The 25043-nt window shown below is 71.8% G+C and carries 25 protein-coding genes and 1 pseudogene; 18 read left to right on the top strand and 8 right to left on the bottom strand.

Annotated features, from left to right (window positions below):
- Positions 1 to 5: 5 nt before the first annotated feature.
- From VAB18032_RS26925 to VAB18032_RS26915, 3 genes are read right to left on the bottom strand one after another with little or no spacing between them, the layout of a single operon-like run.
- Entirely contained in the window at positions 6 to 563 is a 558-nt protein-coding gene (locus VAB18032_RS26925) for a CGNR zinc finger domain-containing protein (protein WP_013736091.1), read from the bottom strand.
- Between the two features lie 19 nt (positions 564 to 582).
- Entirely contained in the window at positions 583 to 1749 is a 1167-nt protein-coding gene (locus tag VAB18032_RS26920; RefSeq protein WP_013736090.1) for a glutathionylspermidine synthase family protein, read from the bottom strand.
- Position 1750: 1 nt separating this feature from the next.
- Complete coding sequence (locus VAB18032_RS26915) at positions 1751 to 1993, bottom strand: hypothetical protein (protein WP_013736089.1); 243 nt, start codon at positions 1991 to 1993, stop codon at positions 1751 to 1753.
- A 267-nt stretch (positions 1994 to 2260) separates the two neighbouring features.
- Here VAB18032_RS26915 and VAB18032_RS26910 point away from each other — a divergent pair, with 267 nt between their 5' ends.
- From VAB18032_RS26910 to VAB18032_RS26870, 10 genes are all read left to right on the top strand, one after another.
- Positions 2261 to 3181, top strand: coding sequence for a proline dehydrogenase family protein (locus tag VAB18032_RS26910; protein ID WP_013736088.1), 921 nt, complete (start codon positions 2261 to 2263; stop codon positions 3179 to 3181).
- A gap of 87 nt (positions 3182 to 3268) precedes the next feature.
- Complete coding sequence (locus VAB18032_RS26905; protein ID WP_050814658.1) at positions 3269 to 4069, top strand: alpha/beta fold hydrolase; 801 nt, start codon at positions 3269 to 3271, stop codon at positions 4067 to 4069.
- Positions 4062 to 4643 carry a TetR/AcrR family transcriptional regulator gene (locus tag VAB18032_RS26900; RefSeq protein ID WP_043722012.1) on the top strand — a complete coding sequence of 194 codons (582 nt, stop codon included), beginning with the start codon at positions 4062 to 4064 and terminating at the stop codon, positions 4641 to 4643. The genes VAB18032_RS26905 and VAB18032_RS26900 overlap by 8 nt, the downstream gene beginning before the upstream one ends.
- A 61-nt stretch (positions 4644 to 4704) precedes the next feature.
- Positions 4705 to 6093 carry an efflux RND transporter periplasmic adaptor subunit gene (locus VAB18032_RS26895; RefSeq protein WP_013736085.1) on the top strand — a complete coding sequence of 463 codons (1389 nt, stop codon included), beginning with the start codon at positions 4705 to 4707 and terminating at the stop codon, positions 6091 to 6093.
- On the top strand, positions 6090 to 6938 hold the full coding sequence (locus VAB18032_RS26890) for an ABC transporter ATP-binding protein (RefSeq protein WP_013736084.1): 849 nt from the start codon (positions 6090 to 6092) through the stop codon (positions 6936 to 6938). Before VAB18032_RS26895 ends, VAB18032_RS26890 begins: the two co-directional genes overlap by 4 nt.
- Positions 6935 to 8119: an ABC transporter permease gene (locus VAB18032_RS26885; protein ID WP_013736083.1), complete on the top strand. Its 1185-nt coding sequence runs from the start codon at positions 6935 to 6937 to the stop codon at positions 8117 to 8119. The genes VAB18032_RS26890 and VAB18032_RS26885 overlap by 4 nt, the downstream gene beginning before the upstream one ends.
- A 228-nt stretch (positions 8120 to 8347) precedes the next feature.
- A complete protein-coding gene (locus VAB18032_RS26880; protein ID WP_013736082.1) occupies positions 8348 to 8557 on the top strand; it encodes a helix-turn-helix domain-containing protein in 210 nt (69 codons plus the stop codon).
- A 222-nt stretch (positions 8558 to 8779) separates the two neighbouring features.
- On the top strand, positions 8780 to 8881 hold the full coding sequence (locus VAB18032_RS30985; protein ID WP_007465623.1) for a 30S ribosomal protein bS22: 102 nt from the start codon (positions 8780 to 8782) through the stop codon (positions 8879 to 8881).
- Positions 8882 to 8998: 117 nt separating this feature from the next.
- On the top strand, positions 8999 to 10072 hold the full coding sequence (locus VAB18032_RS26875) for an NAD-dependent epimerase/dehydratase family protein (protein WP_043722010.1): 1074 nt from the start codon (positions 8999 to 9001) through the stop codon (positions 10070 to 10072).
- Positions 10069 to 11073, top strand: a complete 1005-nt coding sequence (locus VAB18032_RS26870; RefSeq protein WP_013736080.1) for a lysophospholipid acyltransferase family protein — start codon at positions 10069 to 10071, stop codon at positions 11071 to 11073. Before VAB18032_RS26875 ends, VAB18032_RS26870 begins: the two co-directional genes overlap by 4 nt.
- Before the next feature lie 23 nt (positions 11074 to 11096).
- Here VAB18032_RS26870 and VAB18032_RS26865 read toward each other — a convergent pair whose 3' ends face one another.
- From VAB18032_RS26865 to VAB18032_RS26855, 3 genes are all read right to left on the bottom strand, one after another.
- Positions 11097 to 11996 carry an HAD family hydrolase gene (locus VAB18032_RS26865; RefSeq protein WP_013736079.1) on the bottom strand — a complete coding sequence of 300 codons (900 nt, stop codon included), beginning with the start codon at positions 11994 to 11996 and terminating at the stop codon, positions 11097 to 11099.
- A gap of 98 nt (positions 11997 to 12094) precedes the next feature.
- On the bottom strand, positions 12095 to 12946 hold the full coding sequence (locus VAB18032_RS26860; protein WP_013736078.1) for a DUF5667 domain-containing protein: 852 nt from the start codon (positions 12944 to 12946) through the stop codon (positions 12095 to 12097).
- A 269-nt stretch (positions 12947 to 13215) separates the two neighbouring features.
- A complete protein-coding gene (locus VAB18032_RS26855; RefSeq protein ID WP_013736077.1) occupies positions 13216 to 14163 on the bottom strand; it encodes an ECF subfamily RNA polymerase sigma factor, BldN family in 948 nt (315 codons plus the stop codon).
- 542 nt (positions 14164 to 14705) lie between these two features.
- Here VAB18032_RS26855 and VAB18032_RS33045 point away from each other — a divergent pair.
- From VAB18032_RS33045 to hemB, 8 genes and pseudogenes are all read left to right on the top strand, one after another.
- Positions 14706 to 14867: pseudogene (locus VAB18032_RS33045) on the top strand (AMP-binding enzyme); the annotation flags it as partial.
- Between the two features lie 45 nt (positions 14868 to 14912).
- Positions 14913 to 15164 carry a glutaredoxin family protein gene (locus VAB18032_RS26850; protein ID WP_013736076.1) on the top strand — a complete coding sequence of 84 codons (252 nt, stop codon included), beginning with the start codon at positions 14913 to 14915 and terminating at the stop codon, positions 15162 to 15164.
- 51 nt (positions 15165 to 15215) lie between these two features.
- Entirely contained in the window at positions 15216 to 15878 is a 663-nt protein-coding gene (locus VAB18032_RS26845) for an HAD family hydrolase (protein WP_013736075.1), read from the top strand.
- Between the two features lie 328 nt (positions 15879 to 16206).
- Complete coding sequence (locus tag VAB18032_RS26840; RefSeq protein ID WP_013736074.1) at positions 16207 to 16977, top strand: redox-sensing transcriptional repressor Rex; 771 nt, start codon at positions 16207 to 16209, stop codon at positions 16975 to 16977.
- Positions 16974 to 18302, top strand: coding sequence for a glutamyl-tRNA reductase (locus VAB18032_RS26835; RefSeq protein WP_013736073.1), 1329 nt, complete (start codon positions 16974 to 16976; stop codon positions 18300 to 18302). Before VAB18032_RS26840 ends, VAB18032_RS26835 begins: the two co-directional genes overlap by 4 nt.
- Complete coding sequence (gene hemC / locus VAB18032_RS26830; RefSeq protein ID WP_013736072.1) at positions 18299 to 19309, top strand: hydroxymethylbilane synthase; 1011 nt, start codon at positions 18299 to 18301, stop codon at positions 19307 to 19309. Before VAB18032_RS26835 ends, hemC begins: the two co-directional genes overlap by 4 nt.
- Positions 19306 to 20886, top strand: coding sequence for a bifunctional uroporphyrinogen-III C-methyltransferase/uroporphyrinogen-III synthase (locus VAB18032_RS26825; RefSeq protein ID WP_013736071.1), 1581 nt, complete (start codon positions 19306 to 19308; stop codon positions 20884 to 20886). The genes hemC and VAB18032_RS26825 overlap by 4 nt, the downstream gene beginning before the upstream one ends.
- Positions 20887 to 20902: 16 nt before the next feature.
- On the top strand, positions 20903 to 21886 hold the full coding sequence (hemB, locus tag VAB18032_RS26820) for a porphobilinogen synthase (RefSeq protein WP_013736070.1): 984 nt from the start codon (positions 20903 to 20905) through the stop codon (positions 21884 to 21886).
- 609 nt (positions 21887 to 22495) lie between these two features.
- Here hemB and VAB18032_RS26815 read toward each other — a convergent pair.
- Together VAB18032_RS26815 and VAB18032_RS26810 are read right to left on the bottom strand one after the other, a co-directional pair.
- Positions 22496 to 23512: a GNAT family N-acetyltransferase gene (locus VAB18032_RS26815; RefSeq protein WP_043722003.1), complete on the bottom strand. Its 1017-nt coding sequence runs from the start codon at positions 23510 to 23512 to the stop codon at positions 22496 to 22498.
- A gap of 72 nt (positions 23513 to 23584) precedes the next feature.
- A complete protein-coding gene (locus VAB18032_RS26810) occupies positions 23585 to 25024 on the bottom strand; it encodes a lytic murein transglycosylase (protein WP_415878008.1) in 1440 nt (479 codons plus the stop codon).
- Positions 25025 to 25043: the final 19 nt, after the last annotated feature.

Here is a 25043-nt window from a genome sequence, read left to right as displayed (position 1 = left end):
GCAGGTCAGGAGACGGGCGTCAGCGGGTCGGTCTGCGTCGGCACGGCGGCCCGCTTGCGGGCCCGGTGCGCGGCCACGTGCGAGCGGGTGGCGCACCGCTCCGAGCAGAAACGGCGGCAGCAGTTCGAGGACGTGTCCAGGTAGACGTTGCCGCAGCGGTCGTCCGCGCAGACGCCGAAACGGGCGCTGCCGTACTCGCAGAGCCAGACCGACAACCCCCACACCGCGCCGGCGAGAAATTCCGAACTCACCGAGGCGCCCCGGCTGGTCACGTGCATGTGCCAGTCGCTGGAGTCGTGGCCCGAGATGCGTGGCTGCACCGGGAACGCCTCCAGCAGCGAGTTCAACTCGGCCACCGCCTCGGCATCGCGCCCGGACGTGCCGTACTCGAAGACGTCGCGCAACCGCTTCTGCGCCCGCCGGAACACTGCCAGGTCGCGTTCCACGACCTCGTCGCGCATCCAGGCGTTGTCGTCAGGGAAGATGGACCGCAGGTCGTCGAGGCCGTCCAGACGGGCGTTGACAAGGTCAACTCCGGTCCGGGCGTACGCGTCGAAGTTCACCCCTCCAACGGTAGACGACTCACCCGCCTCGCGGCGCGTCGATGTAGTGCGGCAGGAACCGCGCATAGCCGTCGGTGATCAGGCTCGCGCTCTCCCGCAGCCCGGTGCCGGCCGACTCGCCGTCGACGATCCAGCTGCCCAGCACCAGCCGGCTGCCGGCGAACTCGGGCAGCGCCCGGAACTGCTGGTAGCAGAAGCCCTCCTCACCGTAGTCGCCCGGATTGTTGATCTCACCGGTCGCGGTGACGATCCGTACCGACGCGCCTTCCCGGCCGAGCAGCGGCTTGGCGACGTACTCCGACATGCCGCGCGGCGAGTCGAGGTACGCCGGCAGCAGCAGTTCGTGGTCGGGGTACAGCTCCCAGAGCACCGCCAGCAACGCCTTGTTGGACAGCAGCAGCTTCCACGCCGGCTCGATCCAGGTGGTCGGCGTGCCCGGCTGAAGGGCCAGCGGCCCGTACGGCTCGGCGAGCATCCACTCCCAGGGATACAGCTTGAAACAGGTGGTGATCGGCTGGTCGGCGCGGTCGACGAAGCGGCGGCCGTCCCAACCGACCTCCTGGATCGGCAGCAGTTCGACGTCCAGCCCGGCCTGGCGGGCGGTCTCGGCCAGATAACCGGCGGTCATGTGGTCCTCGCCGGTCTCCTCCTCGTTCGACCAGACCACGTGCACCCGCCGGTCGTGCAGGCCGGCGCCGATCTTCGCCCAGGCCCCGACGAGTCGCTCGTGCAGGCTGTTCCACTGGTCCAGCTCCGGCCGGGTGTGCTCCAGCCAGTACCACTGGATGATGCTCGCCTCGACAAGCGCGGTCGGGGTGTCGGCGTTGTACTCCAGCATCTTCGGCGGCCAACTGCCGTCGTACCAGAGATCGAACCGGCCGTAGAGCGTGGGCGGGGACTCACGCAGCGACCGGGCCACCGCCTCGGCCGCCCACCGGGGGATGCCGAACTCGGCGTACCGGTTGCGGGCCACCACGTGCTCGGCGGCGGCCACCGACATCCGGTGCAGCTCCTCGGTGGCCTCCTCCAGCCGCAGCACCTCCGCCAGGTCGAAGGCGTAGGCGGCGGTCTCGTCCCAGTACGACATCACCCCGCCGTCGGGCAGTTCGGTGTCCACGTACACCAGGCCCTGGGCGCGGATGGTGGCGTCCCAGTCGGGGCGCGGGTCGACCCGCTCGCGGCGCATCTCAGCCCCCGCAGGAGGCCTGGTGGGAGCCGAACCCACCGCGGTCGGGCACGGCCGTGGCCACCGGCTCCGTGATCGGGCTGCCGACGCCCATCTCGGGTACGGGTGCCGGAGTCCGCAGCGTCATCGCCACGGTGTCACCACCCCCGCCCGGACCCATCGCGCAGTCGTCATCGTCGTCGTCGGAGACCAGGTTGCAGCCGGAGAGAGCGAGCGCCAAGGCGGTGAGCGCGCCAAGTTGCACGGAGGTCGAGCGGAGGCGGCGTCGGGGGTGTGATTTCACGCCATCGTTGTAACCGATGAACGCCAGGCTCGTCGCCCCGGGCTACCCCTGCGCTGCTGGTGCGCTGCTTGTGTGCTGCTGGTGTAAGGAAGGGCACCCTGTTAACGCCTGCGGTATAGAAGGGTTCCCTTCTCACATCCAAGTGTTAAAAAGGGGCCCTTCCTTACAACGCGGGCGGGGTGGGCCGGGGCCGCAATTGCGCGGTGGGGTGGGCGTTACGCTCGGCTCATGCTCCGTTCCGTCATCCTCGCCGCCTCCCGGTCATCCCGGGTCGAGCGGCTCGTCGCGACGGCCCCGTTCTCCCGGGACGTCGTACGCCGGTTCGTCGCCGGCGCGCAGACCGACGACGCGTTGCGCGCAACCCGCGAACTCGTCGACGGCGGCCTCGCGGTCACGCTCGACCACCTCGGCGAAGACACGGTCAGCCCCGAACAGGCCACCGCCGTACGCGACGAGTACCTCACCCTGCTGGGGCGGCTCGCCGAGGCGGGACTGACCCCTGCCGCCGAGGTGAGCGTCAAGCTCTCCGCGCTCGGTCAAGCCTTCGACGAGCAGCTGGCCTACGACAACGCCCGGGCGATCTGCGCTGCCGCCGAGGCCGCGCAGACCACTGTCACCCTGGACATGGAAGACCACACCACCACTGACTCGACCCTGGACATCCTGGCCAAGCTGCGCAAGGACTACCCGTCGACCGGGGCGGTGCTCCAGGCGTACCTGCGGCGTACCGAGTCGGACTGCCGTGATCTGGCCACGGCCGGGTCGCGGGTGCGGTTGTGCAAGGGGGCGTACAAGGAGCCCGAGTCGGTGGCCTACCAGTCGCCTCGTGAGGTGGACAAGTCGTACGTCCGGTGCCTGAACATCCTGATGTCGGGTGATGGCTTTCCCATGCTGGCCACCCACGACCCGCGGCTGATCGCCATCGCCGAGGACCGGGCCCGCTGGTTCGACCGTGCGCCGGACCGGTTCGAGTTCCAGATGCTCTACGGCATCCGGCCCGAGGAGCAGGACCGGCTGGTCGGTGACGGCTACACGGTGCGCACCTATGTGCCGTACGGCGACGACTGGTACGGCTACCTGATGCGCCGGCTCGCCGAGCGCCCCGCCAACCTCGCCTTCTTCGCTCGCGCCCTGACCTCGCGCAAGTAGTCGCCGCCCGGGCGTCGGGACTCCCCCGCAGGACCTCGCTGTGGGTTCGCCTTGACGCGACTGGCTAATGGCATTAGCTTTATAGCTATGGCAGCTAGCTTTGTGGGGCGCGACGGCGGACGGATCGCGTACGAGGTCCACGGTCAGGGGCCCTTGGTGGTTCTCTCGCACGGCATGGGGGAGAACCACCACTCCTACCGGCACCTGATTCCGCTGCTGGTGGCAGCCGGCTACCAGGTGGCTTCGGTCGACGTGCGGGGCCACGGCGACTCCACCACCGGCTGGGCGACGTACGCCCCGGCCGAGGTGGGGCGCGATCTGCTGGCGGTGGTCCGTGACCTGGGTGGCCGCCCGGCCACCCTGGTCGGCAACTCCTCCAGCGCCGCGGCCGTGGTCTTCGCCGCCGCCGAGGCACCCGACCTGGTCAGCGGGATCGTGCTGGAAGGCGCGTTCGTCGAGCAGCCGAAGCTCAACCCCGTCATGCGGCTCGGCGTGTGGGCGGTGGTCCGCAGTCCCCGACTGTTCGGCATGTTCCACCGCACCCTGTTCCCGGTCCACCGGCCGTCGGACGACGCCGCGTACCGCAAGAGCCTGGTGACCGCGCTGCGCCGACCGGGCCGGATGCTGCCGGTACGCGAGGTGGCCGCCCCGGTCGACCCGCACTGGACCACCGTCGCCCCGCAGGTGCGTCAGCCGGTGCTGGTGCTGATGGGCACGAAGGACCCGGACTTTCCTGACCCCGGCGCCGAGGCCCGGGCCGCCCGGCGACTCTTCCCGCTCGCCGAGGCGCGGATGGTCACCGACGCCGGGCACTACCCGCACGCCGACCGTCCCGAGGCGACGGCCGCCGCGCTCACCGACTTCCTGGCGGTGACCGATCGTGCCTAGGGCCGGGCTCAACCCACAGGTCGTGGTGCGCGAGGCGGCCGTGCTGGCCGACGAGGTCGGCTACCAGAAGCTCACCCTCGCCGCGCTGGCCAACCGACTCGGCGTCGCGTTGCCGAGCCTCTACAAGCACATCAAGGGCGCCGACGCGTTGGCCCAGAAGCTCTCCGCGCTGACCACCGCCGAACTCGCCGAGGAGATGACCACGGCCGCCGCCGGTCGCAGCCGCGAGGACGCGCTGCGGGCCGTCGCCACCGCCTACCGGTCGTACGCGCGCCGGCATCCCGGCCGCTACCCGGCTGCCCAGCGGGTGCCGGATCCGACCGACCCGGCGCACGTGGCCGCCAGCGAGCGCGCGGTCGGCGTCGTCTTCGCCATCCTGCGCGGCTACGGCATCGAGGGCGACAGCGCGGTCGACGGGGCCCGCATGTTCCGGGCCGCCGTGCACGGCTTCGTCGCCCTGGAGGCGGCCGGCGACTTCGGCCTGCCCCGCGAGGTCGACCGCTCCTTCGAACAGATGATCACGGCTCTTGGCGTGGCCTTTGCTGCCTGGCCGGGTCGTGGCGACGTCGACTGATCTGCCGTCACTCGGCATGGCGGGTCATCGACGGTTCGCGGCGGGCTCGTAGCATGAGCCGGTGCGCCGCCTCGACCCGCCGCGGCTGCTCGCAGCCCCGCGGCCCCGTCTGCTCACCGCCCTGCTCGCCGTCGCCGTCCTGACTCTCACGAGCGCCGCCTCCTGCGGCAGCGACGAGCCACCGATCGCGCTGGCCTCGGCCGTGCTGGCACCCGTGACGGAGGAGATCGACGCCCCGGCCACTGTCGTCGCCCGGGCAGCGGCCACGCTCACCGCCCCCGCCGACGGGACGCTGCGCAGCCTCCGCGTCGAGCCGGGTCAGCAGGTCAAGCGTGGCCAGGTGCTCGCCGTGGTCGACTCGCCGTCGGCCCGGGAGCGGCTGCGGCAGGCCCGCGCGGCGCTCGACGCCGCCAAGCGGGCCGGCGGTGGCGGTGGCGGCAACCTCACCGGTTCGCTGCGGGGCACCGACCGGGCCGCCGCGCAGGCGCACGCCGCCGCACGCGCCGCCGCCGGGAAGATCAGCGATCCGAAGCTGCGCAAGGCACTGCTCGCCCAGGTCGAGTCCGCGCAGCGGCAGTACGACGCCGCCGCCCGCGCCGCCGACCGCGCGGTACGCGAGGTGCAGCGCGGCGTACGCAGCCTGAACTCCGCCGTCGGCGCGCTGGCCACCGCCCAACGCCTCCAAGCCCAGCAGGCGTACGACCTGGCCAAGGCGACGGTCGACGCGTTGACCCTGCGGGCACCGATCGCCGGTGTCGTGCAGCCGGGCGGCGTCAGCAGCGGTGCCGGCTCGACGGGTGCGCTGGCCGGGTTGCTCGACGCCGCCGGTGGTGGCCTGCCGTCCGGGATCGACCCGGGCGCGCTCGGTGCCCCGGCCGCCGGCCCGCCCGCCGGGGTGGACACGGCGATCCCGGTGGGTGGTCGGGTCACCGCCGGCACCCCCGTGCTGACCGTGGTCGACACCCGTGAGCTGGGCCTGCTGGCCGAGGTGGACGAGACCGACGTGCTGCTGGTCCAGGTCGGACTCACCGGCACCGTCGAGTTGGACGCGGTCACCGGTGCGACCTACCCGGCGACGGTCCGCTCGATCGACGTGCTGCCCAGCACCTCGGCCCGAGGCGGGGTCAGTTACCGGGTCCGGCTCTCGCTCGGTGCAGGCCGGTACGGCGAGGCGGAACCGGCACCGGCGCCGCGACCCGGGATGAACGCGGTGCTGCGACTGCGGGTCCGTGAGGCGAGCGACGCGGTGACCGTACCCGCCTCCGCGATCTTCTCCGCCGACGGCCGGGACACCGTCTGGGTGGTACGCGACGGTCGGGTGGGTCGGGCCTCGGTTACCGTCGGGGTGCAGGGCCAGGATCTGGTGCAGATCGTCGACGGGGTGCAGCCCGGTGACCGGATCGTGGTCCGCGGCACCGACCAGGTGCGCGACGGCCAGGAGGTCGGGTGAGCGTAGGCGCCGGCCGGGACCGGGACGGCTCGGCGTCCGCCCCGGCGATCGAGGCGGTCGACGTGTCGCGGACGTACCAGCTCGACGGGGTCTCCGTACCGGCGCTGCGGGGCGTGTCGTTGACCGTCGCGGCCGGTGACTACGTGGCCCTGATCGGGCCGTCCGGCTCCGGCAAGTCCACCCTCATGCACCTGCTCGGCGGTCTGGACCGGCCGACCGGTGGCCGGTTGGTGATCGGTGGACGGGAGGTGGGCGCACTCTCCGCGCCCGAGCTGGCCCGGCTGCGCAACGAGACCATCGGCTTCGTCTTCCAGGCGTTCCACCTGCTGCCACGGACCACGGCGGTGGACAACGTGGCGCTGCCGCTGGTCTACCGGGGAGTGGGCGCCCGCCAACGGCGGGAACGGGCCGCCGCGATGCTCGGCCGGGTCGGCCTGGGGCACCGCCTGGACCACCGGCCCAATCAGCTCTCCGGCGGCGAGCAGCAGCGGGTGGCGATCGCCCGCGCCCTGGTCACCGACCCGACCGTGCTGCTCGCCGACGAACCGACCGGCAACCTGGACAGCACCACCGGCGCGGCCGTGCTGGAACTGTTGGAGCGGCTCAACGCCGAGTCGGGGGTGGCGCTGGTGATGGTCACCCACGACGCGGAGGTGGCCGCCCGGGCCCGCCGCCGGATCACCATGCGCGACGGCGTCGTCGTCGCGGACAGCGCCCAGGACGCGGACAGCGCCCAGGACCCGCTGACCGGCGGCGTTGGCTTCGACGAACCCGGCGCGGTTGGGCTGGGCACGGCCCGTGCGGGTGGACTCGGCGCGGCCGGTGCGGGTGGGGGCGGGTCGTGAGGCTGGCCGAGGCGTGGCGGGTGGCGGCGGACGCGCTGCGGGCCAACCGGATGCGCAGCCTGCTGACCATGCTCGGGGTGATCATCGGGGTCGCCTCCGTGGTGCTGCTGGTGGCGATCGGCACCGGCACCAAACAGACGGTCGAACAGCAGGTCGAAGGGCTGGGCTCCAACCTGCTGCTGGTCGTGCCGGGTCGGCTGGACGTGGGCTCGGCCCCGGCGGTCTCCCCGCTGACCCTGCAGGACGTGGACGCCGTCGGCCGGGTGGTCGGTGACCCTGCCCGGGTTGCCGTGACGGTCGCCTCGGGTGCCACCGTCCGGGCCGGCAACCGGCAGGATTTCACCACCGTGCAGGGGGTGCTGGAGACCACCCCGACGGTCTTCGCCCGTGACCTGGGCCGGGGCCGCTACCTGACCCGATCCGACGTGGACACCGGCCGCCGGGTCGCCGTGCTGGGCGACTCGGTCGCCCGGGTCCTCTTCCCCGACCGGGAGGCCGTCGGACAGCAGGTGAACGTCGCCGGGGTGCGGTTCCGGGTGATCGGTGTGTTCACCCCGCTCGGGCAGAGCCTCGGCGTTGACCGGGACGACGAGGTGCACATCCCGGTGACCGCGGCGCAGCGGCTGTACGGCACCCAGCGGGTGGACGCGATCGCGGTCCGGGCACCGGATCGGGATCGGATCGACGAACTCGGCCAGCGGATCGTCACCGAGTTGAACGGTCGCCACCCGGGCACCGAGTTCAGCGCTGTCACCCAGGAGCAGATCCTCGGCGTACTGGGCGACATCCTCGGCATCCTGACCGGGGTCCTGGCCGCCATCGCCGGCATCTCGCTGCTTGTCGGCGGGGTGGGCGTCTCCAACATCATGCTCGTCTCGGTGCGCGAACGGACCAGGGAGATCGGGCTGCGCAAGGCGGTCGGGGCCCGCCCCCGGGACATCGGCGTGCAGTTCCTGCTGGAGGCGGTGCTGCTCACCTCGATTGGCGGGCTGACCGGGATGGCCCTCGGGGTGGGCGGCGCACTGCTGGTGGCCGCGGTCTCACCCATCCCGGCGGCGGTGACCTGGTGGTCGTTGGCGCTGGCGTTCGGCGTCTCGGCAGCGGTGGGGATCATCTTCGGGGTGGTACCCGCTCAGCGGGCCGGTCGGCTCGACCCGGTGGTCGCGCTGCGGGCCGAGTGACGTCGCCGGCACCGGTGGCCGAAGATGATCATTGCGGGCGTTTCGGCTGTAGGCCACCCGACCAGGGGTTTTTCGTCTGCGGCCCGGTTCCGGATCGTGATCAGTTGCAGGAAGGGATCGCGCCGGTCACAGCCGTCCCGCTACCGTACTGGTAACACGCGCGTCGCCGGCCGCGCGGGAGAACCCGTGGGGCGGCACGCGCAGGGCATGGGATGGGTCGGGTGAGCCATGGCCGGGTCACCGTCCGACGGTCGGCTGTCGGATGTCAAGTTCCTGACCGTCGCCGAGGTGGCGACCGTCATGCGGGTGTCGAAGATGACGGTTTACCGCCTCGTGCACAGCGGTGAGCTGGCGGCTGTGCGGGTCGGCAGGTCGTTCCGGGTGCCGGAGCACGCGGTGCACGAATACCTCCGTGGGGCCTTCCAGGAGACTGCCTGATCCGCGTGTCAGGCCGATCCGAGAGGCCCGCCTGACGGGCATCGACCGGGGGCGCGTTGGCCCGGTCGACGCGGTCCCGCTACGCTGGAGCGTGATCGTGACCGCTGGTGCGCCCTGCCGCCCACCCCGCCGGTCCGGTCCGTTGTCCGTAAGCGGTCGCCGACGTCACCGGTTCGTGGCGTCTCGCCGGTCGCGCCGCATGTTGCATCGAAAGGCTTTCGTATGGGCTCGGTGGTCAAGAAGCGCCGCAAGCGCATGGCTAAGAAGAAGCACCGCAAGCTGCTGCGCAAGACCCGCGTCCAGCGTCGCCGTCTCGGCAAGTGATTGATGCCGGGCGCTGACCCGGCATTCGTCGCTTGCCAACTGTCGACCCTCGGAGGCCCAGGTGATCAGGCCGTGGCTGTCCCGGCTCGGTCCCGACCGTCGGGGTGGGTGCGAGACATGACCCCCGGTGACTCGTCGAGTCTCCCGGGGGTTGTCGTCGTGACCGGGGTCAGCCGATACCTCGGTGCCCACGTCGCCGCCCGACTGGTCACCGATCCCCGCATCGAGCGGGTCATCGGCATCGACCTGCGCGACCCGAGCCCGGAGGTCGCCGGCCTGCTGGACCAGGTCGAACGCATCCGGGTCGACGCCGGCTCGGTCGGCGGGCTCCTCGCCGACCTCGACGTCGACACGGTGGTGCATCTGGCCCTGGCCAGCGCCCCGGATCAGCAGCAGGGTGGCCGGGCGGCGATGAAGGAACAGAACGTCATCGGCACCATGCAGCTGCTCGCCGCCTGTCAGCGGGCACCTCGGCTACGCAAGCTCGTGGTGCGGTCCTCGACCGCGGCGTACGGGGCCTCGTTCCGGGACCCGGCCGTCTTCACCGAGGAGACCGAGCCGCGCGAGGTGCCGCGCGGCGGCTTCGGCCGCGACATCCTCGACATCGAGGGGTACGTCCGGGGCTTCCGACGGCGGCGACCCGACGTGACGGCGACGGTGCTGCGGTTCGCCCCGTTCATCGGGTCGACGGCCGACACCACGTTGACCCGCTACTTCTCGCTGCCGGTGGTGCCGACCATCCTCGGCCGCGACGCCCGGTTGCAGTTCCTGCACTTCGACGACGCGCTGGAGGTCGTACACCGCTCGGTCACCGAGGACCATCCGGGGACGTACAACGTCGCCGGGCCCGGGGTGCTCGCGCTGTCCCAGGCGATCCGTCGGGCCGGCCGGCTGGCCGTGCCGATGCTGGAGCCGGGGCTGTCGGGCGCCGCGGCGCTCGCCCGGACCATGGGACTCGGCCGCTACGGCCTCGACCAGGTCGACCTGCTCGTGCACGGCCGCGTCGTGGACACCACCCGCCTGGAGCGCGAGTACGGCTTCACGCCGCGATCCACGGCCGCCGCCTTCGACGACTTCATCCGCGCCCACCATGGCCGGTCCGTGGTGACGCGCGAGCAACTGGCCGCCGCCGAGCAGCTCGTGCTCGACCAGATCCGCCGGGTGCGGGCGGCTGTGCAGGAGCAGCCGTGAGCGAGCCGGACATGCGACGTGACGAGACGGGCCCCGACAACGGTCAGGTGGCGCGGGCGCAGCCCGACCCGGCTCGGCACAACGGGCGGCGACCAGCGGCAGCGGGCCAGCCCGCTCTGCCCGCCGAGCCGCATCCGCCGGCCGTGCCGGACCGGCCCGGCGACGTCTGGGATCAGCGGATCGCCGGTGGGTTGGCGTTTCTTCGGCGCAGGCTGGCCGGCGACTACGAGGTGGACGAGTTCGGTTTCGACCCGGAGCTGACCGAGGCGGTGTTCCATCCGCTGCTGCGGCGGCTCTACCGGGACTGGTTCCGTACCGAGGTGACCGGGCTGGAGAACGTGCCCACCGAGGGTGCGGGACTGGTGGTCGGCAACCACTCCGGCACCGTGGCCCTGGACGCGCTGGTCCTCTCCACCGCCCTGCACCACGAACACCCCGCGCGGCGTTACCTGCGGCTGCTCGGTGCCGACCTCGTCTTCCGGATGCCGGTGGTCTCCGAGATCGCCCGCAAGACCGGCGGCACCGTGGCCTGCAATCCGGACGCCGAGCGGCTGTTGCGCGGCGGCGAACTGGTGGGTGTCTTCCCGGAGGGCTTCAAGGGCGTCGGCAAGCTGTACGCGGAGCGTTACAAGCTGCAACGCTTCGGGCGCGGTGGCTTCGTCTCGGCGGCGCTGCGCACCGGCACCCCGATCATCCCGGTCGCGATCGTCGGTGGCGAGGAGATCTACCCGATGCTCGCCGACATCAAGCCGCTCGCCCGGCTGCTCAAGCTGCCCTACTTCCCGGTGACGCCGACCTTCCCCTGGCTCGGGCCGCTGGGCATGGTGCCGCTGCCGAGCAAGTGGCTGATCGAGTTCTGCCCGCCGATCCCGACGGCACACCTGGTCGACTCCGCGGACGACCCGCTTGTCGTGTTCAACCTCGCCGACCAGGTCCGCGAGACCATCCAGCAGACGCTGCACGAACTCCTGGAACGGCGTCCGGATCCGTTCGGTCCCTAGCTCATCGAAGCGCCGACACCGTCTCAGCGGGTGGCGCGCCGTTCTGCGGCGGCCCGGCTGTCGCGGCGGCGACGCTGCAACGCCATGCCGGCGGTGACCGCTCCCGCCACCAGCCCGGCGGCGGCCGTCGACGGTACGGCGATCTTGACAGCGCGACGGCCCGTACGGAAGTCGCGTACCTCCCAGCCGTGCTGGCGTGCCTGACGCAGCAGCGCGGCATCCGGATTCACCGCCACCGCCCGGCCCACCGCCGACAGCATCGGCAGGTCGTTCGCGGAGTCGCTGTAGGCGCTGCACCGACCCAGGTCCAACCCCTCCACCGCGGCGAGCGAGGTGATCGCCTCGGCCTTGGCCGGCCCGTGCATGAGGTCACCGACCAACCGACCGGTGTACGCCCCGTCGACGACCTCGGCGACGGTGCCGATCGCGCCGGTCAGCTTCAGTCGAGCGGCGATCACCCGGCCGATCTCCACCGGGGCGGCGCTGACCAGCCAGACCCGCTCACCGGCGTCGAGGTGGCCCTGCGCCAGCCGCCTCGTCCCCGCCCAGATCCGCGGCGCCATCAACTCGTCGAAGATCTCCTCTGCGAGGACTTCGATGTCGTCGACGCGCCAGCCCTCGATGAAGGCGAGGGCGGCCTCCTTGGCCTGCGACATGTCCCCGGTGTGCTCGCGGGCGAGCAGCCGGTAGCGCAGCTGTTGCCAGGCGAACCGGGCCAGGTCGGTGGTGGTGAAGTAGTTGCGTGCGGCGAGGCCGCGAGCGAACCAGTAGATGGAGGCACCCTGCATCATCGTGTTGTCCACGTCGAAGAAGGCGGCGGCCCGTGGATCCGGGGCGACCGGGGGAGCGGGCTCGGTCTGGGCCCAACCTGCGGTGTGCCCGTGCACGTCGGTGCTGACGGTCACCTTCCGGCTGCGCCCCACCGACGCTCCCCCTCACATCGCCCGCATCTCTGCTGCCCCTCCGCGAGGGTAACCGCCGTCCGGCCCGCGAACCGGGCCGGCGGTCTGGTTACGTACCGTCAGGTGCAGGTGCCCGGCAGGGGGCCGAGGCTGTCGCTGGCGGAACCGACCGGCTGGCCGCAGGCGATCGTGGTCCGCAGGGCGTCGCCACGTTCGGTCACCGATGCCAGCAGCTTCAGCGACTGGGCGGTCCGCTCCCGGTCGGCGCGCGAGCCGCTGTCGCGCAGCGCGTCGAGTGCCCGGCGTTGCGGGACGAGGAAGGCGTCGACCGCGTCGAGCGCCGCCGGATCCGAACGCTGCACCGCCGCTGCGGTCAGCAGGCGTACGCCCTGACGGGTGTCGGCGTCCATGTCGTCGAGCACCGCGCCGTAGCCGGAGCGGCTGCCGTGCAGCGCGGACGCTTCGGCCAGTCGGGTACGCGCGAAGTCGAGGAAGAGCTGCCCGCGGCTGATCTCGGAGCTGGCGAGCGCGAGCTGGGCCCGTTCGGTGCCGCGCTTCATTCCGTACAGCGCGTCGCCGGGAACCGCGTTCTCGCTGGCGGCCGAGATGCCGGAGACGGCGATGGCACCCGCGGCGATGCCGACCAGGATGGCACCCCGGGCACGGGCCCGGCGCGCGGTGACGGCCGGTAGCAGGGCGCCTCGGCCGGTGCCGACCTTCTCGGTCGAGGCGGGGGCGGCGATGCCCTCACGCTCGGCGGTGGCCAGCAACATGGCCCGCAGGCCGGCCCGGAACTCCGGATCCACCTCGGGCTCGGGCGGGCCGGCCGTCAACTGCCGGCCGAGCCCGACCAGCGGCGTGAGCCGGTCGTCGACTCGGGAACGGACGTGATGGCGTCGGCCACCGTTCGCTTCGTCGAGAAGCTGCGCGAAGCGCTCGGCGCGCCGACGGGAGAAGAGGGCGTTGTCCACCGCGGCACCTCCTCTCGCTGGGCGCGGCCGGTCGGCCGCGATCACCGCCAGCGACCGATGACCGCAGAACGCGAGCCGGACGCCGCTGGCGTCGTTGCCCGTCGTCCGTAGCCCGGGGCCGGGCTGTCGCCGGTCGCACCCGGAGAAACGCGCCGTGCCGGGATCGGGTTACGGGCCTGCCGGAGTCGGAAATCACGCAAAGTGATCGCTGTGACTGCCGCGCACGGACGCGCAGCTACCGGCGACGACCGTACGGACGGCGTCGAGAGCTACGCCTGGAAGCCGTCGGGCAGCAGCCGGGCCAGGGCGCGGACCGCACGGTACTGGAGGGCCTTGATCGCGCCTTCGTTCTTGCCCATCGCCCGCGCGGTCTCCGCCACCGAGAAGCCCTGGAGGAAGCGGAGCACGATGCACTCCTGCTGTTCGGGATTGAGGCGTTTGACGGCGGTCAGCAGCGCGACGTTCGTGATGTGTTCCACCACTGCCGCCTCCGGGCTGCCCTCCGGGCCGCGATCCTCGCGATCGGCGTCGAGCACGTCACCGGTGGTCACCTCCAGCCGGTAGCGACCCGACTTGAAATGGTCAGCGACCAGGTTGCGGGCGATGGTGACCAGCCAGGCGCCGAGGTCACGGCCCTGCCAGGTGAAGCTGCCGATGCGCTTGAGCGCCCGCAGGAACGTGTCGGAGGTGAGGTCTTCGGCGAGTTGCCGGTTGCCGACCCGGAAGTAGACGAAGCGGAAGACGGTGTCGACGTAGCGGTCGTAGATCAGCCCGAACGCCTCGGCCTCACCGGCCTGGGCGCGTTCGACCAGGGCCCACACCTCGGTGGCCGGATCGGACGGGTCAGGGCGGCTCGGGTAGCCGGTGGAGGTGTTGACCGGGTCGGTGACCGCGGGGATCACCGCGGTCTCGGCCGCCGGCACGTCGGTGACCGGCGCGTCGCCGCCGCTGCGTCGGGCCTGGGCCGGCATCGTCGGCCGGCTCGGCGTGGCGACCCCGCCACCGGTCGGCATCGCGTTCGCGCCCGGCACCGCTGGTCGGTGTGGTGGCTCGTTCGGATGTGGTCGGTTACCGGCCCGCGTGCTGCTCTCACCTCGGTTGACCAGGTTGCCCGCCGCGTTCTGCTGGGCATGGGCGCCGCCGCGTTCGTTGACCGGGGTGCGCGCCGCCGGACCGGTCAGGCCCGTCGGGCGGTGCGTGAAACCGAAGGTGGTCATCGGGACACCTCCGATTCATCACTGGCGCACGCGCCGGCGGTGGCCGGGTGACCGGCCAGATCACCGCCGGGCAGGGCGGCTCCGGGGTGTGCCGACGGGCGGCAGTTCCCCTTGAGGTGCTGGTCCAATGCGCTGACGGGCACGGGGGCCTCCTCGGGCTGAGGGGTGTCGACTCACGGCAAATGGGGTGAGCCGACCCGAGTGATGATAGGGCCAACGTCACCCGCGCGTGGCAAGTCCGTTACACAGGGCCGAAGTATTTCCCGACGTGTCGCACCGGTGCCGGACCGGTTGTCCGTCGAGTGTGGTTGACAATCGCTGGTCCACCTGATCTGAGACAGATAAGCAGGTCAGATCGATGATGGTGGTCGCTGTGAACATACCTCGCGAGTCCGGTCGTGGTCGACAGGCGTCCCCGCCCGGACAGTGTGGACCGGTGGTGATCCGTACCCACGGTGACGCTGCCTGGTCCCGTTGACGGGACTGGACGCTGCGGGGGCACCGGGTCGGCCGGGTGCAATGTGTACCCGGACGACGTCGAGATGCTCCTCTCCGCCCATCCGGCGGTGACGGAGTCGGCGGTAGTGGGCGTGCCGCACCCGGGTACCGGGGAGACTGTCCGGGCGTACGTGGTGTCGGGGTCGGGCAGTCAGGTGGCCGGCGTCGCACTGATCGCCCACTGCGCGCGTAACCTGGCGAGGTTCAAGTGCCCGACCAGCCGGCACCACCCGGCACGACGGAGGAGACCGATGCGTGAGCCCCGCCTGACCCTGATCACCCGCCCCGGCTGTCACCTGTGCGAGGACGCCAAGGCGGCGCTCGACCGAGTGGTCGCGGTCACCGGCGACCGGTGGACCGAGCGGGACGTCAGCGGTGACATCGAGCTGGAGCGCGAGTACGGCGACCGGCTGCCGGTGGTGCTGCTCGACGGCAAGGAGCACGGCTACTGGCGGGTCGAGGAGGAACGGCTGCTGCGTGACCTGACCACGCCGCAGCTCTAGGGCGCTCCGGCGCGCCCCACCGGCACCCGGCGTCGCCGATAGAGTGCGCCGATGACCCCTTCGAAACCCCATCTGGTCTGGGACTGGAACGGGACGCTGCTCGACGATCTGAGCCTGGTGGTGGCCTGCACGAACGCCGTTTTCACCCGCGAGGGTGGGCCGACGGTGACCGCGGAGGAACACCGGGTCCGGTTCCGCCGGCCGATCGCCGACTATTACGCGGAAGTGCTCGGCCGGGCGGTGGACGACGAGGCGTTCGGCCGGCTCGACCGGATCTTCCATGACGCGTACCGGCTGGGTCTGACCAGTTGTGAGCTCGCCCACGACGCGGTGGACGCGATGGCGGCCTGGCCGGGCAGCCAGTCGCTGCTGTCCATGTGGTTCCACGACGAGTTGGTGCCGGCGATCCAGACGTACGGACTGACCGGCCGCTTCGCCCGGGTCGACGGGCTGCGGGCCTCGGTCGGCGGTGATCGCAAGGCCGAGTCGCTGGTCCGGCACCTGGCCGAGTTGGGCGTCGACGGCCGCTCGGTGGTGCTGATCGGCGACTCGCTGGACGACGCCGACGCGGCCCGCGCCGTCGGCGGGCGTGCTGTTCTCTACGCTGGCGGCTTCACCGACCGCGCCCGCCTGATGGCCTCCGGCCACCCGGTCGCCGACACCCTCACCGAAGCGGTGACCCTCGCCACCACCCTCGTCGAGCCGGCGCAGTGATCACGAAATCGCCGTATCGAGCATTAACGTCATGATCAACAAATTGGGATGGACCGATGGCGCGCGTGTGATTGGTCAGAGAAGTCGGAATTGAGCAATAATCGCGCGGGCGGTCCCGGGAAGTGGGCGCGCGTCGATCTTGTTGGACGGAGGGGCTGGTGGGGGCAGGGGGCGGGGCAGCAAGATCGCGATTTGTGCACGTCTTCACAAGCGCCTACTCTGTAATTCCGACGCGCCCTGCTAGCACAGCCGGCAATTTCGGTCGCCAGCGGGAGTCCCGAACGGCCGGCCGGTGGAGTTGGTCAAGGATCGCACCGCACGGAGTCTCATGAGTCAGCACCGTCACCCTGGCACGCCCGGTCGCGCCGGTGGCGTCCCGGCGCTCCCGGACCTACCCGAGGCGACGGTGGCGCGGCTCCCCGAATACCTCCGTGCCCTGCACAATCTCGCTGAAACCGGTAACGAGACGGTGTCCAGCGAAGGGCTGGCCAACGCCGCCGGGGTCAACTCCGCGAAGCTCCGCAAGGACCTGTCCCACCTCGGCTCGTACGGCACCCGGGGCGTCGGCTACGACGTGGCGCTGTTGATAGAGCAGATCGAGTACGTGCTCGGGCTCACCCAACGTCGGGCGGTCGCCCTGGTCGGGGTGGGTAATCTCGGTCACGCGCTGGCCGGCTACGACGGCTTCGCCAGCCGTGGCTTCCGGATCGCCGCCCTGCTCGACGCCGACCCGGCCCGGGTCGGTGAGGAGATCCACGGGATGGTCGTGCGGCACGTCGACGAACTGCCCCAGGTGGCAGCCGAGGAGTCGATCGCGATCGGCGTCATCGCGACTCCCGCCTCGGCCGCCCAACGGGTCGCCGACCAACTCGTCGCCGTCGGCGTGACGAGCATCCTGAACTTCGCGCCCTGCGTACTCTCGGTTCCGGACGGAGTCGACGTACGCAAGGTCGACCTCGCCATCGAGCTGCAGATTCTGTCGTTCCACGAGCACCGCAAGGCATCCCTGACCGGGCTGCCCCGCACCGGCGGATCCGCCCTGACCGCCCTGCCCGGCGGTCTCGCGGTCACTGAGGGTCAGGAGGCGATCGGAACGTGAAACTCCTCGTCGTGGGTGCCTCCTACCGCACCGCGCCGGTCGCCACCCTGGAGCGGCTCGCGGTCGCCCCGGAGAGCCTCACCCGCATCCTGAACCGCCTGGTCGCCCAGCCGTACGTCAGCGAGGCCGCGCTGGTCTCCACCTGCAACCGGGTGGAGGTCTACGCGGCGGTCTCCGGTTTCCACGGCGGCCTCGGCGACATCTGCGCCGTCCTCGCCGAGCAGGCCGACTGCCAGCCGTCCGCGCTGGCCAACAACCTCTACGTGCACTTCGACTCCGCCGCGGTCGACCACGTCTTCCGGGTCGCCGCCGGCCTGGACTCGATGGTGATCGGCGAGGCGCAGATCCTCGGTCAGCTCCGGGACGCCTACCACGGGGCCACCGGCGCGGACACCACCGGCCGGCTGCTGCACGAGCTGATGCAGCAGGCGCTGCGGGTGGGCAAGCGGGCCCACTCCGAGACCGGCATCGACCGGGCCGGCCAGAGCGTGGTCACCGCGGCGCTGGGACTGGCCGCACGTCATCTCGGCGACGAACTGGCCGGTCGGCCCGCGCTCGTCGTCGGCGCCGGCGCGATGGGATCGCTGGGCGTGGCGACGCTGTCCCGGCTCGGCGCCGGCCCGTTGACCGTGACCAACCGCAGCGCCGAGCGGGCGGTACGGCTGGCCGAGTCGTACGGCGCTGCCGCGCGACCGATGGCCGAGCTGGCCGACACGCTCTCCACAGTGGACATCGTAGTGGCCGCCACCGCGGCCAGCGAGCCGGTCCTCACCCGCGACGTCGTCGCCGGTGCGCTGGCCGGCCGGGACCCGGAGCGCGGGCCGCTGGTCCTGCTCGACCTGGCCGTACCCCGTGACGTCGGGTCCGGTGTGGCCGAGCTGCCCGGCGTCGAGGTGATCGACATCGACCGGATGGCCGAGCTGCTCGCCGACGGCCCGGCCGCCGCCGACGCCGCCGCCGTCGAACGGATCGTGGCCGGCGAGGTGGAGTCCTTCCTCACCTGGCTGCGGGGCGCGGACGTGGCACCGACCGTGGCTGCCCTGCGGGGCCGGGCCGAGGACGTGGTCAGCGCCGAACTGCGCCGCCTCGCCCAGCGCCGTCCCGACCTCAGCGACGACCAGCGCGCCGAGGTGGCCCGCACCGTGCACCGGGTGGTCCAGCGGTTGTTGCACCAGCCGACCGTACGGGTCCGCCAACTCGCCGCCGAGCCCGGCGGTGACCAGTACGCCGCGCTGCTGCGCGAACTGTTCGACCTGGAGGTCCCGCAGACCTCCCAGGTGGACACGGTCCCCGACATCACCCCGACCAGTGGAGGTGAACGATGAGCCAGCGGCAACCGAGTGGCCCGCTGCGTCTCGGCACCCGGGGCAGCAAGCTGGCGATGGCCCAGTCCGGGCACGTCGCCGAGGCACTGACCGCCCGCACCGGACGCCCGGTCGAGTTGGTCGAGGTGATCACCGCAGGTGACCGGTCCAGCGCGCCGGTGCACCGCCTCGGCGTCGGGGTCTTCGTCTCCGCGCTGCGCGACGCGCTGGTCGCCCGGGAGATCGACTTCGCGGTCCACTCGTACAAGGACCTGCCGACCGCGATGCCGGCCGGGCTGCACATCGCCGCAGTGCCCCCGCGCGAGGACCCGCGTGACGCGCTCGTCGCCCGCGACGGCAGGACGCTGGCCGAGCTCGCCCCCGGCGCGTCCATCGGCACCGGCGCGCTGCGTCGGATCGCCCAACTGCACGCCCTGGGCATGCAACTGTCGGTCAGCCCCATTCGCGGCAACATCGACACCCGGCTGGCCCGGGTGCTCGGCCCGGACGCCGACCTCGACGCGATCGTCCTCGCTCGGGCCGGGCTGGCCAGGATCGGCCGGCTCGACGTCATCACCGAGACGCTCGATCCGATGTTGATGCTGCCGGCCCCCGCACAGGGCGCGTTGGCGGTGGAGTGCCGGGTCGACGACCCGGAAATGGTCGAACTGCTAGGTACGCTTGACCACGCAGCGTCACGCGCCACGGTCACCGCGGAGCGGGCAATGCTGGCCACCCTGGAGGCCGGATGCTCCGCTCCGGTCGCCGCCTATGCCGTCGTCGCCGAAGGCGAGCCAACCGGCTCCGGTGTCGAAGGTGATGTTGTCCAGGAGATCTACCTGCGCGGGGCGGTGATCAGCCCGGACGGCAGTCGCGACATCCGGCTGTCCCGCACCGGAACGCTCGCCGATGCGGCGGAGATCGGTAAGGCCCTCGCCACCGAACTCCTCGACCTCGGCGCCGACTCGATCCTCGGCCCGCAAGGACACAACGGCCCGGGGACCCAGCAATTTGGGAGCACAGAATGACCCGCACCCGTAAGCCCGTAGGCCGGATCGCGTTCGTCGGGGCTGGACCCGGCGACCCGGGCCTGCTGACCCGCCGGGCGCACGACGCCCTGGTCGACGCCGACCAGGTGGTGTACGACCGGGGAGTCCCCGAGTCGTTGCTCGACGTCGTCCGGGCCGAGGCCAAGGCCGAGACCGAGTTCACCCCGGCCGAAGGCGTGCCGGGCGATGTGGCGAAGGTGCTCATCTCGGCCGCCCGCGCCGGGCAGAACGCGGTGCACCTGGTGGCGGGCGACCCCTTCGGCCACGACTCGGTGGTCAAGGAGGTGCAGGCGGTGGCGCGTACCGCCGCGCACTTCGAGGTGGTGCCGGGCGTCAGCCAGGCCGAGGGTGTGGCCACCTACGCCGGTGTGCCGCTGCCCGGCGTACGCACCACCGCCGACGTCGAGGACGTCAGCACCCTGGACTTCGACGCGCTGGCCGCGGCGGTGCAGCGAGGCTCGCTGGCGCTCGCCGTGGACGCCGGTGACCTGGCGGCGATCCGCGACGGGCTGCTCGCCGCCGGAGTGGACGGCGGGACCGCCGTCGGAGTCACCGGTGACGGCACGGGCGAGACGCAGTACACCACCACGTCGAGCGTGGACTCGTTCGTCGCGGCGGCACTCGGCTTCACCGGCCGGGTGGTGCTGACCGTCGGTGAGGGTGTGAGCCAGCGGGACAAGCTCAGCTGGTGGGAGAACCGCCCGCTGTACGGCTGGAAGGTGCTGGTTCCCCGGACCAAGGAGCAGGCCGGGGTGATGAGTGCCCGGCTGCGCGCGTACGGTGCGATCCCGTGCGAGGTGCCGACCATCGCGGTCGAGCCGCCGCGTACCCCCGCTCAGATGGAGCGGGCGGTCAAGGGCCTGGTCGACGGCCGGTACGCCTGGGTGATCTTCACCTCGGTCAACGCGGTCCGCGCGGTCTGGGAGAAGTTCGCCGAGCACGGCCTGGACGCCCGGCACTTCGGCGGCGTGAAGATCGCCTGTATCGGTGAGGCCACCGCCGAGGCGGTCCGCGCCTTCGGCATCCAGCCGGAACTGATCCCCACCGGGGAGCAGTCCTCCGAAGGGCTGCTGGCCGAGTTCTCGCCGCACGACGAGGTGCTCGATCCGGTCGGCCGGGTGCTGCTGCCGCGCGCCGACATCGCCACCGAGACCCTCGCCGCCGGGCTCACCGAGCGCGGCTGGGAGGTCGACGACGTGACCGCCTACCGTACGGTCCGGGCCGCCCCGCCGCCCGCCGAGATCCGGGACGCGATCAAGTCCGGTGGGTTCGACGCCGTGCTCTTCACGTCAAGCTCGACGGTGCGCAATCTTGTCGGTATCGCCGGCAAGCCGCACGCGCGTACCGTTGTCGCAGTGATCGGGCCCAAGACCGCGGAGACCGCCACGGAGTTCGGCCTGCGGGTCGACGTCCAGCCGCCGCACGCCTCCGTGCCCGACCTGGTGGAGGCGCTCGCCGGCTACGCCGTCGAGCTGCGGGAGAAGCTCGCCGCGATGCCGGCGAAGCAGCGCCGTGGCTCGAAGGTTCAGGGGCCGACCGCGCTGAGGTTCCGGTAACGCTAGGAGACTCACCATGTCGTACCCCGAGCACCGGCCCCGCCGGCTGCGTCGCAACGCAGCCGTGCGGCGGCTGGTCGCCGAGACCCGTCCCGCCCCGGCCGAACTGGTCGTACCGATGTTCGTCAAGGAGGGGCTGACCGAGCCCCGCCCGATCGGCTCGCTGCCGGGTGTGCTTCAGCACACCCGGGACTCCCTGCGCAAGGCCGCGGTGGAGGCGGTCCAGGCCGGGGTCGGCGGGATCATGCTCTTCGGGGTGCCGGCGGAGCGTGACGAGTGCGGGGCCGGCGGCATCGACCCCAACGGCATCCTCAACGTGGCCATCCGGGACGTGGTCTCCGAGGTCGGCGACGCGACAGTGGTGATGAGCGACCTCTGCCTGGACGAGTTCACCTCGCACGGGCACTGTGGGCTGCTCACCCCCGACGGCTCGGTGGACAACGACGCCACCCTGGCCGCGTACGCCGAGATGGCGGTCGCCCAGGCCGCCGCCGGAGTGTCGGTGGTCGGGCCGTCCGGGATGATGGACGGCCAGGTCGGCGCGGTACGCCGGGCCCTGGACGCGGCCGGGTACACCGACGTCGCGGTCCTCGCCTACGCGGTCAAGTACGCCTCCGCGTTCTACGGCCCGTTCCGGGAGGCGGTCGAGTCCTCGCTGGAGGGGGACCGGCGCACCTACCAGCAGGATCCGGCGAACCTGCGCGAGTCGCTGCGTGAGGTCGAGCTGGACGTGGCTGAGGGTGCCGACATGGTGATGGTCAAGCCGGCCCTGCCCTACCTGGACGTGGTCTCGGCGGTCCGGGCCGCGGTGCAGGTCCCGGTGGCCGCCTACCAGGTCTCCGGCGAGTACGCGATGGTCGAGGCGGCCGCCGCGAACGGCTGGATCGACCGCGAGCAGGTGATGTTGGAAACTCTCACCTCGATCCGGCGCGCGGGCGCGCAGATCATCCTCACCTACTGGGCGGTCGAAGCCGCCGAACTCCTTCGCCAGCGCTACTGACCCACACCGCGAGCCCAGCCGGACCCGTGGTCCGGTCGCCCGGCCACCACCGGTTCGTGGGTCACCCTGATCACCGTATGCCCAGCCTGTCGGGGTAGCCGATTCCCTCGCGGGCCCCTTTGCTCTGCTTCACTCCACGCACCGGTTTCGGCACCAGACCTGTGCGTGGGTTGAAGCAGAGCAAAGGACCCTCGGCACAGATGGTCGACCGAGTTATCCACAGGCATGTCCACAGGGGTCGCTCTGGTGGGGACGGGGTGGGCAGGGTGGGGCATGGCTTCCGTCTTCGAACCTTCGGACAAGGGTCCTACGCTCGGGTCGTTCCCCATCGCAGGTCTGGTGCGTCGGGCCCGGCGCATCGTCGGGCTCAGCCAGCTGCGGATGGCCCGTTTCGCGAAGGTTGCCCCGTCGACGGTTGCGCGGGTCGAGGTGGCTCGCCCGCCGGAGACGTTCCATCGCTGCCCCGCCGATCGGGAGGCCCGGCGGCGGCGCAGCCAGTGGGAGGTGCGGGTGGCGAAGTATCGCAACGTGCCCCCGCCTCCGGACCCTGGAAGCGGGCGCTACTGACCCCCGCTCAGCGGGACTGGAAGCGGAGGCTTCTGAGCCCGCTCAGCGGGAGCTGTCGAGGCGGTGCACCAGGTCGGCCACGTCCACGCTGTATTCACACCACTCGCGGTCCGGTCGGTAACCCAGCTCGGCGTTGACCTTGAGCATCGTCTCGTTGGCCTGGGCGTTCCAGGTCTGCACCTCGGTCAGCTGCGGCTCGGTCGAGCGCAGCTCCAGCAGCATCCGGGCCTTGATCGCCCGGTCGATGCCGTAGCCACGGTGGTCCTGCACCACGATCGTGTCGTACTGGTCGGCACGGGTGGGGTGCTGCACCGGCACCACCACCTCGGTCAGCCCCGCCACCTCGCCGGTCTGCTCGTGCAGGGCGAGCACGATGTAGGGCTTCATGCCGCGTCGGTGCAGGCAGTCCAGGCTGTCACGGAGCCGCTGCGGATCGTACGAACTCGGCCGCAGTTCGCCGTCCTCGATGTCCCGGATCTCGGCCTTGGCCCGCGCGTACGCCTCGATCAGCTCGTCCGGTGGCCCACCCGGGTGGAACTGGACGTGGTAGCCCGCCCCGACCCCGGTGGACATCTCGGCCAGTTCGGCCCAGTCGACGCCGGAGAGGTCGAGCACGCTGCGAGTCTCGACGTACTCTCGGGCGAAGCCCAGCGACTCGTAAAAGGCGATGGCGGGCGTCCCGCCGACCACCTCCACCCCGATCGACTCGAAGCCCTCCTGGTAGACCCGACGGGCGGCGCGCAGGACGAGCTCCCGGCCGAGCCCGCCGCGCCGGACGGAGGGGTGCACCAGCACTTCCAGCACACCGATGCTGCCGAGCAGCAGCACGTGCACATGCCCCAGGATCGGCCCCGGGGTGCCGTCGGCGGCCGGCTCGGCCTGGGCCACCCAGGAAATCCGCCGCTCGCCCGGCATCACCTCGGCGAGATATTCCCGCAGGCAGGTCTCGCGCCATGGCGGATCCTGCGGGAGATCGGTCGCCAGGACCGCGTTCAACGTGTCCAGCAGCGACGCGATCTCGGCGGACGACGCGTTCCTGGGGTCCCACTCGCGCACCATCACCCGTCTAGCTTGCCGTCAAGAGCAGCCTGGGGGAAGTGTCCAGTTCTCCAATGTATGGGGACGATCACTTCACGTACGACTGGCCTGTCCGTACCTGTTGGCAGTGTTGAACACGTCCTGGGCGTACGGCCGCACGTTGTTGTACGACAGGATGGCGTTCCACCAGTCGCCCGGGATCGTCAGGTTGCGGTTGCCTTTGCACAGGTAGATCCCGGCGGCCAGGGCCGCGTCGTGGATGTTGTGCGGGTCCTTGCGGCCGTCGTTGTCCGCGTCCGTGCCGACCTCCTGCCAGGTGGTCGGGATGAACTGCATCGGCCCGACGGCCCGGTCGTAGGTGGTGTCCCGGTCCAGTTCACCTCGGTCGGTGTCGGCGATCCGCATCCGGCCACCCTGGCCGTCCAACGGCAGGCCGATGATCTCCGGTACGGCTCGACCGTCCGCGCCCAGGGTTGCGTTGTTGGCCTGCCCGTGGCGTGATTCGACGAAGCCGATCGCGGCCAGGGTCGTCCAGCTCAGACCGCAGCTGCGGTTGGTCTCGGCGAGGACCAGCTCGGCATAGCCGTACGCCTGCATGGCGATCGGGTCGATGCCGGCCTTGGCGCCGACCTCCCGGGCCCAACCGGCGAGTGCGTCGGAGGGTCGTCCCCCCACCGGCAGGCCACCGGGTGACGCGGTGGCGCCCGGTGCGTTCGGCGGCACCACGCCCGGCGGTAGCGTCGCGTCGGGCGGCGGGAACGCACCGGTCGGTGGCGCCTCGTTCGTCGGCGGCAGGTCGCCGGCGGTCCCGCCCGCGGTGGCGTCGGCGGCGACCGGCCGCTGTGCGCCGATGGTCGCCGGCACCAGCATCGCGCCGACCGTGGCGGTGGCCGCCACCAGCGCGAGGAGGAACACCCCGGGCAGGGTCAGTCGGCCACTCGGCCGCCGCGACCAGTCCCGGGTCGCTTGAGCCGCGGCGCGCGGACCCGGCAGGCGTACGGCGTGCGCGAACCGCGTCCGCCGACGTCGAGCACCCGACGCCCCACCCTCCGGCGTGGACGCCACCGCCGAACCTTCGCCGACCGGCTTGCTCTCGGTCTGGTCGGCCGGCTCGTCTCCAGCCTTGCCGTCCAGCTTGCCTTCGGCCTTGTCCGCCGGCTCGTCTTCGGCTTTGTCGGCGGGTCGGTTGGCTGCCTCGCCCGGGGGTTTCTCGTCGACCTTGGTGCTCGGGGCGGCCTCGGCGGCGCTGCTCTGTGGAGTGTCGCTGTCGGACTTGTCGGGTGCGGCCGGTTGTTGAGCCGTGGGCGCGACGTCGACAGCTTCGGCACCGGCGTCAGCGCTGGGTGGCGCGGGTGCCTCGCTCGCCGGCTCGCTGGTCGGCTCGGTGGCGCGTAGCCAGGGCCGGCGAGGTCGCGGCAGCCTGCGGGTCGGCCGGTCCGCTGCGACGTCGGATCCGGCGCGCGGCGTGGCCGGCCGGAGGGGGCGTAGGGGGGTGCTCTCGTCGCCGTCTGCCACCCGTCGAGTATCACCCATGTTCCGGTGGACGTCAGGT

It is taken from the genome of Micromonospora maris AB-18-032 (assembly GCF_000204155.1).
In the GTDB taxonomy this organism is placed as follows: Bacteria; Actinomycetota; Actinomycetes; order Mycobacteriales; family Micromonosporaceae; genus Micromonospora; species Micromonospora gifhornensis.
The sequence above is the reverse complement of the archived record's forward strand: the minus strand, read 5'-3'. Positions and strand labels throughout refer to the sequence as shown.